This window comes from Anabaena sp. 4-3, assembly GCF_001597745.1.
Classification (GTDB): domain Bacteria; phylum Cyanobacteriota; class Cyanobacteriia; order Cyanobacteriales; family Nostocaceae; genus Trichormus.
Genome location: NZ_LUHJ01000017.1, coordinates 126,641 through 139,443, shown reverse-complemented (window position 1 = coordinate 139,443; position 12,803 = coordinate 126,641). Strand labels below are relative to the sequence as shown.

Sequence of the window (12,803 nt, the reverse complement as noted above, 5' to 3'; positions counted from 1 at the left end):
CCTACTAATGTGTCAGCAGAGATAAATTTAAAAGTCAAAAGACAACATACCCAAGTTATTAATTTTACTTAGGTATGCTGCCTGATAACTATTGTCATAGTAGCTTTAGCTCAATGTCTCAAGAGGCTTTTGCTTCCAAAGATTTGAGTAATTCAGTATTTACACCAGATTCACGAATCAGAGAGATTTTGCCAGTGCGAGCGATTTCCCGCAAACCAAATTTTTGTAGTACCTGCATAATTGCCACCATTTTACCAGGATCACCTACAACTTCTAGAGTTAGGGAATCTTCCGCCACATCTACCACACGCGCCCGAAAAATTTGAGCTAGTTCGATCACTTCTGAACGGTTGCTGCTAGTAGCATTTACCTTTAACAGCATCAATTCGCGCTCTACGCAAGGTGTTTCTGTGATATCCTGCACCTTGAGAACGTTGATCAACTTGTATAGTTGTTTGGTAAGCTGCTCAATCACGCGATCGTCACCATGTACAACCATCGTAATTCGGGAAACTCCTCCCTGTTCAGCTGAACCAACAGCCAGGCTTTCTATATTAAAGCCACGACGAGCAAATAAACCAGCAATGCGGGATAGAACACCCGCTTCATCTTCTACTAGAACTGAAAGAGTATGTTTCATCTTTGCCAACACAGGCGAGGACAGCATATTGCTAAAGCAAATAATAGCTCATAGCTGCCCTTCACGTACTGCTTAATCGGTGAGTAAATTTAAGTCTTGTACTTTATTTTAAGTTAATACCTACAATCTTCATAGTTCCAAAAAACATAGACAAATATCTCATGCCTTTCGTTTGCCGGGAATAACCCCGACAGGGCGAACTACAACGCCACGCCACTTGCTACAACAGGGGGAACCCCCGCAACGCAGTGGCTCCTCTATCCCTAGACTAAAAGCTGTCGGGACTACTTTACGTAAAATATCTAAACTATACTAACTTATGTTCCTACTCGTGTCCAACAACATTCTCGCTCAGTTCCCTTTACTAGAGAAAGCCTGTATAGGTATTTTTCGCTGACTTTTCTGGAAGAAATGACTATATTTGTTTATAAATTCGGCGAAGTTTTACAATACTCTCCCGCAAAAAGTTGTGATCAAATCATTCTGGTAGCAGAAGCTAATGAGAATAAATATCTTTTGATCGGTAGATGTGAAATATTGCTCAAACTCTTATCTTAAGTAAAGTTGTCAACTTTAGCTGAGGAGAAAAGATTTATGAGTTGGTTAAAAAGACTGTTTGGCATGGAAAAACCGCAAAATGCCGAAGTTAATCCGACTCCGCAAGCTACACAAGCTGCTGGTACGACTACTGCGCCTACAGCTACTCAATCAATTCCACCAGAGCGTATAGGATTGAATGGAGAATATGATCAAAGTGGTTTAGCCAAGAGGGTAGCATTGGCATTTGATCAAGATGCACAATTGGATGATATCAATTCTTTATGGGTAGCGCAGACTGGCAGCACAGTCGTCTTAAAAGGTCAAGTTCCTAACCAAGAAATTTTGAATAAAATGATTTCTGTAGCCCGGTCTGTACAGGGTACTGCCGCAGTTGACACCACTCAAGTTAAGATTGGCTAAACAGTTCTCAATGTTTGCTTTTCCTAGTAGATCAGCGATGTGAGGAACTTTTCAGACATTGGTTAATCCAATCTAAAATGGCTTGGTTAACTTGTTCTGGACATTCGTCATGGGGACAATGACCTACATCTTCTAAGTTGAGCAATTGTAATTTCTCGTTGTACTGAACAAATTGATTAGCCAACATCGGAGGCACAAATCGGTCTTTTTGACCCCAAATTAACAGCATGGGAATGTTGATGTTGGGTAACAGTGCTTTCACACTAGGACTAAAATTAACAGCGATCGCTCCTTTAAACAAGGCACTAAAAGCACGGACAGCACCCCTGTCTTGGGGAGGGTGAGCCAAAATCTCTATTAATTCGTCTGTGACTGCTTCAGGATTAGCATAAGCCAAACCAGCCCAGCGTCGCAGCACGCTTGGGCGACGGACAAAACGAAACACAGGGTTTAACACCAGTGGCGAAGCTACAATATTTTTAATTGTCCTAACCACAGGACGCAACCACACAGGAATAGCTTCTTGTTCCAAGGAGGGATCAGGTAAACTCATCATCACTATTCCCTGCACCATTTCTGGATGGGCGGATGCAGCTGCCAAAGAAACAAGAGAACCATTGGAATTACCCACCAGTACCACTGGTTGACGAATAAAAGTTCGCCAAAAATCATATACCTGCTCTACCCACAAATCTATGCTGTAGTTAGCTGGAGCTTTTTCTGAACCACCAAAGCCCAGCATATCCAGAGCATATACTGTATGATACTCACCTAAAACTTCTAAATTATGTCGCCAATGACCAATAGAAGCACCGAAGCCGTGGAGTAGAATCAAAGGCGTTGTCTTCTGGTAATTTTGACGGGGACGAATGTAAGTATAACGAGTTTGCCAGCCACGCCACACCCAGTCCCTTTGATTACCAACTCTTTGCTGCCAATTTACTGTAGTAGTCACACTTGTCTCCGATTGATAAATATTGCAATGCTCATAACTCCTATCTTAAAAAGTCTGGCTAGATGTATGTTGCCAAAATCAGCGATTTAGGGAAAACATACTGAGGAGTTATAGACTACCAAATTGAAAAATAATTGTTACAATAGTTAACTATTCTCTAGGTTGTGTGATTTAAGTTAACTATTGCAGAGAATCTCTCAGAGAATGAGTAGAATAACAAATACAGAGATAACTAACTACTCTATGGACTAGCTAAATTAAAACTATAGACTCTTTATGAAGTCCTCAGTTACTTTAGTGTTGTGCTTACAATGCACAACAATCAAGTCCAAGTTCATCAAGTCCAAGCTACCTACTTAAAAAAGAGCTCCCAAAAATCATAATGCCTGTGATTGAGAAAAAAAGAACTCGCGATCTGCCCCAAATTAACGAAAGAATTCGCTTCCCAAAAATTCGAGTCATTGACACTGACGGCTCCCAACTCGGAATTATGGTTCCACAGGAAGCACTGCAACTAGCAGAAGAAAAGGAGCTGGATCTAGTGCTGCTCAGTGACAAGGCTGACCCGCCAGTTTGTCGGATCATGGACTACGGGAAATATAAGTTTGAGCAAGAGAAAAAGGCGCGGGAAGCCAGGAAGAAGCAGCATACAGCCGATGTTAAAGAAGTGAAGATGCGTTACAAAATTGAAGAACACGACTATAATGTGCGTGTGAAGCAAGCAGAACGCTTCTTAAAGGATGGAGATAAAGTCAAAGCGACTGTTATGTTCCGGGGTCGAGAAATTCAACACAGTGATCTAGCAGAAACTTTACTCAAACGTATGGCGACTGATTTGGAGCCATTCGCGGAAGTGCAGCAAGCACCGAAAAAAGAAGGGCGAAACATGATGATGCTGTTGTCGCCGAAAAAATAGTCTTCGATTTATCCACTATTAAAAATATTACAACGGCTTAATAGTCGTTGAATTTGATGAAAAACTGATAGTCCTGAACGCTGAGTGGGAAACATAATACTCAGTTGTTCAGGGCTTTTGCCATTTTTAGGGGATGAGGGGATGAGGGGATGAGGGGATGAGGGGATGAGGGGGATGTAGCTTTAGCTTCCCGCAGGGTGGGGGATGAGGGGGAGGAAGTAAAAGTTTTCCTATTTCTCCCTTATCTCCCCCCACTCCCTTATCTCCCCCCACTCCCTCATCTCCCCCCACTCCCCTGACTCCTCCATATCTCCTAAATGCGGTGATGACATCAGAAAATAAACATGGAATTGAAAAATCGCTCATTGGCTGTAAATCAGAGTTGGCTAACACAACTCCTTAAGTGGGTGAATTTAAGACCAGAGGAAGGCGAACGGACTGGGATGTTGTTTGCCTTCTACACTACTGTGTCTGTGGGGTTGCGATGGGCGGAAGACAGTACAGTTGCCCTGTTTTTGGATGAATATGGAGCCGGGCCGCTACCTTGGATGTATATAGCTAGTGCTGGTATGGGTATGGCACTGGTGTTTTTATATTCTTGGTTGCAAAAGATTTTTCCCTTGCGTTGGGTGGTAGTAGCGATCGCACCTTGTATGGTGATGCCGTTAATTTTTTTAGTCTTGTTACGTTGGGGAATACAAGTTTCTTTATTTTCAGTAATCGTAGTATTTCTACTCAGGTTGTGGGTAGATTCCCTGTATGTAGTTAATGACCTGAATACTTCTATTGTTGCCAACCAATTATTCAATATCCGCGAGATTAAGCGCACTTACCCACTGGTAAGTAGTGGTTTATTGGTAGCAGATGTCATCAGTGGCTTTAGTTTACCTTGGTTGTTACAATTTGCCCGACTCAATCGCGTGATCATGATTGCCTGTGCCGTCATTATCTTTGGTTCTGCAATTCTCGCCTACTTGAGTCATCACTATCGAGAAGCCTTTCCTGATGCACCACAACGTATCCTACCCCAAGAACAAGCCTCTCGCCATCGTCGTCTGGAAACACCAATTAAACGCTATACATGGTATTTATTCGCCTTTGTAGGGTTGTTACAAGTTATTGGCTTGTTAATTGATTTTCAGTACCTGCAAGAACTCAAGCTAAATTTAGGTGACAAAGAACTCGCCAGCTTTTTAGGTTTATTTGGTGGCATTGTCGGACTGTGTGAACTAGCCACCCAATGGTTTTTGTCTAGCCGATTAATCGAACGCTTTGGGGTGTTTTTTAGTGCTGCGCTGTTACCTGTAGCTGTCGGCTTTGTCATCCCAGGTTTGATTGCTGTGTTGCACTTCTTCATGGGAGTCAAATCCCTGACTTTTTTCTGGGGACTGGTGGGGCTGAAATTTGTAGACGAATTGCTACGTTATACCTTTGTCATTAGTAGTAGCCCGGTATTATATCAACCCATCCCCGAACGTATTCGCAGCCGGACGCAGACATTATCTGGAGGTACAGCCGAAGCGATCGCCACCGGTTTGGCTGGCTTAGTAATTTTAATTACCTTGATAATTTGCGGGCGTTTTCTCCCTTTATCTAGCCAAAAATGGGTATTTATTGCCGAAACAATTATAGTAGCTGCTGCCTGTTTAAAAGTAGTTTGGGGATTGCGATCGCGTTATGTTGATTTGCTAGTCTTAAGTGCTGAACGTGGTGAATTAAGTGCTGCCAAAGTCGGATTACGTGCCTTTAAACAAGGCGTAGTCAAAGCGTTAGAAGAAAAAGGTAACACCACCGATAAACACTCTTGCATTGAACTGTTAGCCCAAATTGATCCCCAAGGTGCAGCCGAAATTTTAGCCGGATTACTTTATAAGTTAGCTCCCGATTTGCAGCGTCACAGTTTAGAAGTGATGCTAGCAGCCGGTGCTAAGGCTGAATATGTCTCAGAAGTGCGGTGGTTATTAGAACGTCCTCCGGGGGTTGTCAATCCAGAAGTGTTCGCTTTAGCCTTGCGTTATGTCTGGCTAGCAGAAGCTAATCCTAATCTCAGCCTCCTAGAAGAATATTTACACTCACGACACCATTCACTCATTCGTGCCACGGCGGCGGCTGTGCTACTACGTCAAGGAACACCAATGCAAAAAGTAGCAGCAACCAAAACCCTGCGACGGATGCTGACACACAAACAAGAACAAGAACGGATGAATGGAGTCAAAGCTTTAAGAGAAGCTGTTTATCTACAAGCATTAAGGATTCACATTCCCAACTTATTGCAAGATGAATCTTTGCGGGTACGCTGCGCTGTCTTAGAAATGATTGCCGCCACTCGCATGGAAGAATATTATCCAGCATTGCTGAAAGCACTATATTACAAATCCACCCGTGCCACGGCGATGCGTGCCTTGATTAAAATGGAAAATGAAGCCTTAGATATGCTGCTACAACTGGCTACCGACGTTTACAAACCAGAAGTATTACGGATGTATGCTTGGCGGACAATAGCGCAAATCTCAACTTCAGAAGCAGTAGAAAGTTTATGGTTACATCTAGAATCTTCCTGGGGTGCGACTAGATATCATATTCTTCGTAGTTTATTGAAAATCCAAAAGCAATCAGAAATTACTAATTTAGTAGATAAATTCCAGCACAGTCGAGTAGAAATTTTAATTGATCAGGAACTACGATTTTTAGGTGAAATTTACGCGGCTTATCTAGATTTACAACCTCATTTAACTTACAATAATCATCTTACTAACCAGCGAGTTGTGATTATTCATGAGTTGCTGCAACGGGCATTGCAAGAAATAGAATGGGATGTGAGAGAAAGATTATTGCTGCTGTTGCGACTATTGTATTCACCAGAAAAAATGCAAGCTGCGGCGTTTAATTTACGGTCTGAGTCTGGGGTAAACTTAGCACGGGGGTTGGAAATTTTAGAGCATACAGTGAATTTACCCACAAAATCATTATTGTTGAATATTTTAGATCAGCGATCGCCCCAAGAAAAGCTACATTATTTAATTGAAACTGGACTGATCGAATATCAACAGTTAGCAATCGGTGATAGACTACGCCGAATGCTTGCCTTGGGGAATTTTCTCTCTGATTGGTGCTTGGCTTGCTGTTTCCATTTTGCTCAAGTTAACCGGATTCGCCTGACAATTGAAGAGATTTTGTTAGCTTTACACCATCCTACCGCCTTTGTGCGAGAAGCAGCGATCGCTTATTTAAATGTGGTTTCCCAACGTGTGCTTCAAGAACTTCTACCCTATCTGCAAAAAGATTCTCATCCTCTAGTAGCAGCACAAGTACAGGAATTAATCCAAAACACCACCAGAGAAATTTCCCCAGACTCACAAACTATCAAAGCTTAATCAAAACGTCCGTTTGCATCATTCCTGGGAAAATGTTCAGATGAGAATAGTGCAGAATTCTACCAGGAATTTTCTTATGGTAATAGAATCAGCAATTGCAGAAGAAGCGATCGCCTCTAATCTCAAGCAGTTTCTTTTAGTTCTGTCGGTATCTTTAGGGGTGGCGACTCTACCCCAAATATTTAGTTGGTTTCGTCAGATACCCTACACATTACTACTGGTAATAGTAGGTTTAGGTTTGGCGTTGGTGGATGTGCGTTTAGTCACACTTTCCCCAGCCTTAATTCTGTTCATTTTTTTACCCCCCCTATTATTTGAAGCGGCATGGAATCTCAAATGGGGAGACTTAAAGCAGGAATTTGTCCCCATTTGTCTGTATGCGGTGTTAGGAGTCTTAATTTCCATCGCTGGGGTAGCAATTGGATTGCATCAACTCGCGGGATTATCGATAACTACAGCTTTACTCATCGGTGCGAGTTTGTCTGCAACTGATCCTGTTTCCGTCACCGCTTTATTTCGGGAATTAGGTGTAAGTAAACGCCTAGTCACCCTCATGGAAGGTGAAAGCTTATTTAATGATGGCATGGCAGTAGTTGCCTTTGGTTTTTTGGTAGCCTTGCCTTTAGGAAATGCTAAATTAGGATTTCAGCCTGTCGTGCTGGAATTATTTCAAGTTGTCGGTATTGGTTTAGCGGTGGGAGGCTTGATTGGCTATGGTATTTCTTACCTCACCCAACGCTTTGATTTACCAATGGTAGAACAATCTCTGACCTTAGTATCGGCTTATGGTACTTATTTGATTACCGAAGACTTGGGTGGTTCTGGGGTGATTGGAGTTGTCACCACAGGTTTAATTTTAGGTAACTTTGGTTCTCGCATTGGGATGAATCCCCGCACCCGGATTATTGTCTCCGAATTTTGGGAGTTTTTAGCGTTTTTTGTGAATTCCATTGTATTTTTGCTAATCGGCGATCAAATACGCTTCGCTAGTTTAGGAGAAAATCTAGACACGATTTGGTTGACAGTAGCAGCAATGATTTTAATGCGCGCGATCGCCCTTTGGATTCTCAGCTACTTTAGTACCACCATCACCAAATCAGATATTTCTCTACCCGAACAAACTATCCTGTGGTGGGGTGGGTTACGCGGTTCTGTCTCTATAGCTTTAGCCTTGAGTGTACCAACAGTTTTACCACAACGAGAAAAAATCATTGCTATCGTCTTTGGAGTAGTTCTATTTACTCTCCTCGTTCAAGGATTAACTATTAAACCGCTAGTCAAAAAGCTCAATTTACTAGGTGATGCACCCCTAAAAGAAGAATATTTAGAAATGGTGGCTCGTCATCTGGCCTTAGAAAGAGTTTTGCAATATCTCCAAACAGAAGCACATCCCGGCGTTAATCCAGAGTTTGTTCGTTACCAAGGGCAACTGATCAAAGGTGAAATTGAAGATTTGCTCCTAGAAATTGACAAATTACAAAATGAGCATCCCAATCTCCAAAATTTTACCAGTGAAAAGTTTCGAGAGAAACTACTAGCAATTGAAGCCGATACCTATGCAGAATTTGTCAAATCAGGCCGATTAAATAAAGAATTAGCACCTATGCTAGAAAATGTTTTGCAACAAGAGAAACATTTAACCTAGAGGTTAGGAAGAGACAAGGGTGCAGGGTAAAATAACTTTCACCCAGTACCCAGTCACCATCATCAAGATGAACCACTTTCAGCGAAATCTAAAGTTTTTGATTAGTTTTCCCCATGACCAAAGTTTCTTCATCCAACCCCATAAAATTCGCAATATAGAAAGAGTAGTGTTTCTACCTTCTACTTGCTGCTGTGGTTGCTCAACTTTTGGTAATTTACCACCAGATTTAAGCTGTTCTAGCAACTGGTTATTGTCGTAATAATGTTCCAACGCCAGAATTTTGAAGTTCTCGTTGACATGAATCACACTTGTACCGATGATTTCAATAGTTTCACCTGTTGGTGCATAGTCTTTATATGCACCGTTAAATCTTCCCCACTGTCGCCATTTCACAACAATAGTTGGCAAACTAGAATAAACTTCCACAACTTCCCATAAAAAACCATCAGGAAATGCCAGATTTAAGAGAGGATTTGAGATGACAAACTTCTCCTCAGTAGCTGTATAATGTTTTGTGTTGCCGATAAATAGTTTATAAGTACCAGAATTAATTAAATCTGTGATGGTGTAGCCATAACCAGCATTGGTACTCATGCGAAACTTATCTTGCACAACAGAAAGCCACTGCGCCGGATTGGTTTTAAAATTCGCCTCAATTTCAAAATTCAGCAATAAATTTTGTACCAATCTTTCCAAGGAATTTTCAGGATGATTCTTGGTTCTTTCTGGGGTTAAACTTTGATGAGATTTGGTAATGTCTGGCTTTTGTCCATAACGCCAATCGATATTATTGCTGTATTGCAGAAATGTCTCTCTATCTTGTACCCAAAGATTAAGCTTACTGATGTCAATGAAAATCATAAATGCCTACGGGAAAATGACGAAATGACTGGAAATTCATGATCAACCTCAGAATTACGCAGCGATAACCCTTAGAATTTGCAGCTAGTTATACAGCTTTTTGTAGATTTCATCTCTGATTGTTTTGTAGCGTCAGAGATTTTCAAATATATCGACTTGCATCTTTTAGTATTATGCAAGTCAGTACAAAAAAAGGTGATTAATATAGTAATTTTAGATAAATTTTGGCAAGGATTTATTTACATTTTTAACAGGAATATCATAAAATAAATATGAAACTGGTAGGTTGTGTTACACTGCGTTAATGCACCAGTTATTATATAAAACTGTAATCATAATAACTAAAAAATAACTAATAGTTTATTTATATTTTGAGATGAATTACTTAACTCAAAAACTATGTTTAGTATGGGTAGCGATCGCCCTATTATCTACTGGGTGTGAACAAGTCACCAAACAATTACCATCTAGGCAACCACCACAACCGTCACTATCTCCTAAATCTGCCACAACCGCCCAAATAGAGGCAGAGATTCGCCAAGAAATTAACCAAGTACGACAAAAAAATGGTCTTCAACCATTAAAAGATCATCAAAATTTAGCGCAAGTAGCCCGTAAATATAGTCGCCAAATGGCACAAAAAAACTTCTTTAGCCATACTGGTGCAGACGGTAGTACACCACAGGAAAGAGTGCTAAAAGACGGTATTCTTTACACCGCAGTCGGTGAGAACTTATTCATGAGTAAACTACCCACACTGTACCCGCTCAGGGTCAGTGTGGGCTTTTAGTAGCCCTGAACTGTCTGTGCTGAGATGGCAACACAAACAGTTCGAGCCTCTGGGCTGGTTTACAAAAACAGCCCCAATAGCAGATATATTTTTGCTACCGTTATCATCGGCATCCCCACTCCAAGAACAAGCTTCATTAGTACATTTGAAACTCTTGTCAGAACGCAATCCAATATGTAGGCATTGATGGCAAGTTTGACTTGTCCAAGCGGGAGGAACAGCAATTATTTCTACTCCAAATCGGATGGCTTTGTATTCCAAAAAAGACCTTAATTGATAGAAAGACCAAGAGTTTGAACGTCTACGTTCTGTTTTACTTCTTGGCTTCTGGTTAGTTCTTTCACGAATACCCGTTAAGTCTTCAATTGCCAATGCTGCATGATTTTTTAATGCGTCCTGAATAATGGACTTGCTAATGTTGTGGTTTAACCATTGTTGAAATCTTCTCTCCTTGCCCGACAGCCGTTTCAAGATATTTCTAGCTCTACGTCTAGTTGACTTTGTGCCTTTCGTAGCTTTTTTCTGGAGAGAACCTCTCACTCTAGAAAACTTGTCTCTAGCATCGTTGATTTGCTTTCCATCCCATTTATCGCCATTGCTAGTTACAGCAATGTCTCGCCTTCCAAAATCAACACCAATTACATTAGTTGATTTGATTGGTTCTGGTGCTTCATCTTTAATTTGAATGTGGATGTAGTAGTTGCCATCACGATGTTTACATAGCTGCGCTGATGTAGGTTTTCTACCTTTTAATTTACCTCTTTGATAATTACCAGCATCAATTTTGATATGTTCTCTGCCATTCATCAAAGTGAGGCTAACAGTCCAGTCTTTCTCTCTAAATGAATTAAACTCAACGAGATTGTCACCAATCCCGTTGGTCTTCAAAACCGGACGTGAGACTTTCACCTCATCCGGCTCCTCAATAATGTAGTGTTTGTCACACATACTTCAAGGTACTGCTATCTCTAGCTGTCTTAGTATCATGGCAATGTCTGTGTAGAAGTTGAAGATTTTTATAATCATCCTTTCCACCTTGCGATTTAGGGATGATATGGTCAACTTCCAACACATCGTTTTCACGAATATACAATCCGCAGTAAGCGCATTTACCCTTTTGCCGTTTAAGTAGTGTAGTCACCCTCATTGGCATTTCAGGACTTTTTCCCAATCTTGTACTCCAGTAAATCAGGTTGCCGTCGTATGGAGACGATTCGCCTTTAACTTTTACATGACGAACTATGGGAAAGTCGGCATGGTCAAGTAACCGAAGAGGATTTTTACCTTCTTTCCTGGTTGCGAATACCCAATTATCGCCGCCTATAGTGTGCCAATAATTGTTTTTAATCCATTCCCACGATTTTCGCGCGTGGCGGCGTTTTGCCCAAGCAACCAGCTTTTGATACACAAGGTTATCTAAATCTGTGTAAGCTACCTTACTTACTACAGTCGCGTAATAGTTAGCCCATCCCCTGATAATGGGGTTTATATGCTTAATCAGTGTCGCTTGCGACACAGCTTTATGAGCCGTAATGACTTCCGCGATTCGGTCGTAATGTATCTTAAGCTTCTCTTTACTTGGGGTGATGATAGTTTTAAAGCCAAGTTTTTCACCGTTAGTTGATTTTCCCGTCTGATATTTTCCTACGGGATATTGTTTGATGGTGAACCCCAGGAAATTGAACCCTGGTTTTTCTTGTTGGTATTGTTTAAGTGTATGAACCAGTTTTGTTTTGCTTGGCTTTAGTACCAATCCCATATCATTTAACCATTCAGAGATTATTTCTCTGCACTTTTGGACAACGGTTATATCTTCGTGAAGAATCACAAAGTCATCGGCGTATCGGATTAGATTTAGGGAGTTTCGGTTATCCCTCTTGCTACCTGGTAAGGTTTCCGCAAATTGTTTAATCCGTTCTTCCATCCCGTGGAGGGCTATATTTGCCAATAGTGGAGATATGACCCCACCCTGCGGAGTACCCTCAAGTGTTGGAAACAACTGCTTACCATCCATCACTCCCGCTTTCAACCAAGCCTTTATTTGATGGCGAAGGGTAGGGAATGTATTTAATTTTCTCAGCAGTGCTTTGTGGTTGATACGGTCAAAGCATTTAGCAATGTCGGCATCTAACACATATTTGGCTTTATACCGGATGGCGTTAAAGATTGCTTCAACCGCATCATGACATGAGCGTCCTGGTCGAAACCCAAAACTATTAGGCTCGAATCGCGCTTCCCATTCTGGTTCTAACGCCAGTTTGACAAGTGCTTGCAGTGCGCGGTCTTTCATTGTGGGTATACCTAAAGGTCTTTTCTCATCCGTACCGGGCTTGGGAATCCATACTCGCCTAGTTGGGTTGACCTTAGAACTCAGTTTTAATTCTTTTACAAGACGCAAACGTGCTGCTGGGGATAGAGACTTTACCCCGTCCACTCCTGCCGTTTTCTTGCCTGTATTATCCTGAGTCACCCTGCGAACCGCAATCAACTTTGCATACCAGGACTTCATCAACATCTTCTGGAGTCTACGAACTGCTTTTACATCACCACGATTTGAAGCTCTGTAGATGCGCTTTTGTAGCTTGAAAACCACCCTTTCAATTTTCTTCCAGGGTATGTCTTTCCATTCCACCGTAGTCTTTAAACTCGTTTTAGACATATT

Annotated in this window: 10 protein-coding genes; 5 read left to right on the top strand and 5 right to left on the bottom strand. The window is 41.5% G+C overall.

Going from position 1 to position 12,803, the window contains the following annotated elements:
• Positions 1 to 118: 118 nt before the first annotated feature.
• The gene (gene ilvN / locus A3775_RS05105) at positions 119 to 640 is read right to left on the bottom strand and encodes an acetolactate synthase small subunit (protein WP_066378735.1); all 522 of its coding nucleotides are present in this window, start codon (positions 638 to 640) and stop codon (positions 119 to 121) included.
• A 594-nt stretch (positions 641 to 1,234) separates the two neighbouring features.
• Here ilvN and A3775_RS05100 point away from each other — a divergent pair.
• Positions 1,235 to 1,600: a phospholipid-binding protein gene (locus tag A3775_RS05100; RefSeq protein ID WP_066378737.1), complete on the top strand. Its 366-nt coding sequence runs from the start codon at positions 1,235 to 1,237 to the stop codon at positions 1,598 to 1,600.
• A gap of 31 nt (positions 1,601 to 1,631) precedes the next feature.
• On the opposite strand, the gene A3775_RS05095 is transcribed toward A3775_RS05100, so the two are convergent.
• A complete protein-coding gene (locus tag A3775_RS05095; RefSeq protein WP_066424102.1) occupies positions 1,632 to 2,555 on the bottom strand; it encodes an alpha/beta fold hydrolase in 924 nt (307 codons plus the stop codon).
• A gap of 382 nt (positions 2,556 to 2,937) precedes the next feature.
• On the opposite strand from A3775_RS05095, the gene infC reads away from it, so the two are divergent.
• The 3 genes from infC (at position 2,938) to A3775_RS05080 (ending at position 8,490) form a co-directional block, all read left to right on the top strand.
• Positions 2,938 to 3,471, top strand: coding sequence for a translation initiation factor IF-3 (infC, locus tag A3775_RS05090; RefSeq protein WP_066378745.1), 534 nt, complete (start codon positions 2,938 to 2,940; stop codon positions 3,469 to 3,471).
• Between the two features lie 344 nt (positions 3,472 to 3,815).
• Positions 3,816 to 6,845, top strand: a complete 3,030-nt coding sequence (locus A3775_RS05085; protein ID WP_066378749.1) for a hypothetical protein — start codon at positions 3,816 to 3,818, stop codon at positions 6,843 to 6,845.
• Positions 6,846 to 6,921: 76 nt separating this feature from the next.
• On the top strand, positions 6,922 to 8,490 hold the full coding sequence (locus tag A3775_RS05080) for a sodium:proton antiporter (protein WP_066424101.1): 1,569 nt from the start codon (positions 6,922 to 6,924) through the stop codon (positions 8,488 to 8,490).
• Positions 8,491 to 8,568: 78 nt separating this feature from the next.
• Here the strand turns inward: A3775_RS05080 and A3775_RS05075 are convergent, their stop codons facing one another.
• Complete coding sequence (locus A3775_RS05075; RefSeq protein ID WP_066378761.1) at positions 8,569 to 9,351, bottom strand: ester cyclase; 783 nt, start codon at positions 9,349 to 9,351, stop codon at positions 8,569 to 8,571.
• A 376-nt stretch (positions 9,352 to 9,727) separates the two neighbouring features.
• On the opposite strand from A3775_RS05075, the gene A3775_RS05070 reads away from it, so the two are divergent.
• Positions 9,728 to 10,141 carry a CAP domain-containing protein gene (locus A3775_RS05070; RefSeq protein WP_066424100.1) on the top strand — a complete coding sequence of 138 codons (414 nt, stop codon included), beginning with the start codon at positions 9,728 to 9,730 and terminating at the stop codon, positions 10,139 to 10,141.
• Here the strand turns inward: A3775_RS05070 and A3775_RS05065 are convergent.
• Together A3775_RS05065 and ltrA are read right to left on the bottom strand one after the other, a co-directional pair.
• Positions 10,100 to 11,089, bottom strand: a complete 990-nt coding sequence (locus A3775_RS05065; protein WP_231866946.1) for a transposase — start codon at positions 11,087 to 11,089, stop codon at positions 10,100 to 10,102. The genes A3775_RS05070 and A3775_RS05065 overlap by 42 nt on opposite strands.
• Entirely contained in the window at positions 11,082 to 12,800 is a 1,719-nt protein-coding gene (gene ltrA / locus A3775_RS05060) for a group II intron reverse transcriptase/maturase (RefSeq protein WP_066424121.1), read from the bottom strand. Before ltrA ends, A3775_RS05065 begins: the two co-directional genes overlap by 8 nt.
• Positions 12,801 to 12,803: the final 3 nt, after the last annotated feature.

Coding starts and splice junctions, on each gene's coding strand:
- ilvN (WP_066378735.1), bottom strand. CDS start 640: ATGAAACATACTCTTTCAGTTCTAGTAGAAGATGAAGCGGGTGTTCTA.
- A3775_RS05100 (WP_066378737.1), top strand. CDS start 1,235: ATGAGTTGGTTAAAAAGACTGTTTGGCATGGAAAAACCGCAAAATGCC.
- infC (WP_066378745.1), top strand. CDS start 2,938: ATGCCTGTGATTGAGAAAAAAAGAACTCGCGATCTGCCCCAAATTAAC.
- A3775_RS05085 (WP_066378749.1), top strand. CDS start 3,816: ATGGAATTGAAAAATCGCTCATTGGCTGTAAATCAGAGTTGGCTAACA.
- A3775_RS05080 (WP_066424101.1), top strand. CDS start 6,922: ATGGTAATAGAATCAGCAATTGCAGAAGAAGCGATCGCCTCTAATCTC.
- A3775_RS05075 (WP_066378761.1), bottom strand. CDS start 9,351: ATGATTTTCATTGACATCAGTAAGCTTAATCTTTGGGTACAAGATAGA.
- A3775_RS05070 (WP_066424100.1), top strand. CDS start 9,728: ATGAATTACTTAACTCAAAAACTATGTTTAGTATGGGTAGCGATCGCC.
- A3775_RS05065 (WP_231866946.1), bottom strand. CDS start 11,089: ATGTGTGACAAACACTACATTATTGAGGAGCCGGATGAGGTGAAAGTC.
- ltrA (WP_066424121.1), bottom strand. CDS start 12,800: ATGTCTAAAACGAGTTTAAAGACTACGGTGGAATGGAAAGACATACCC.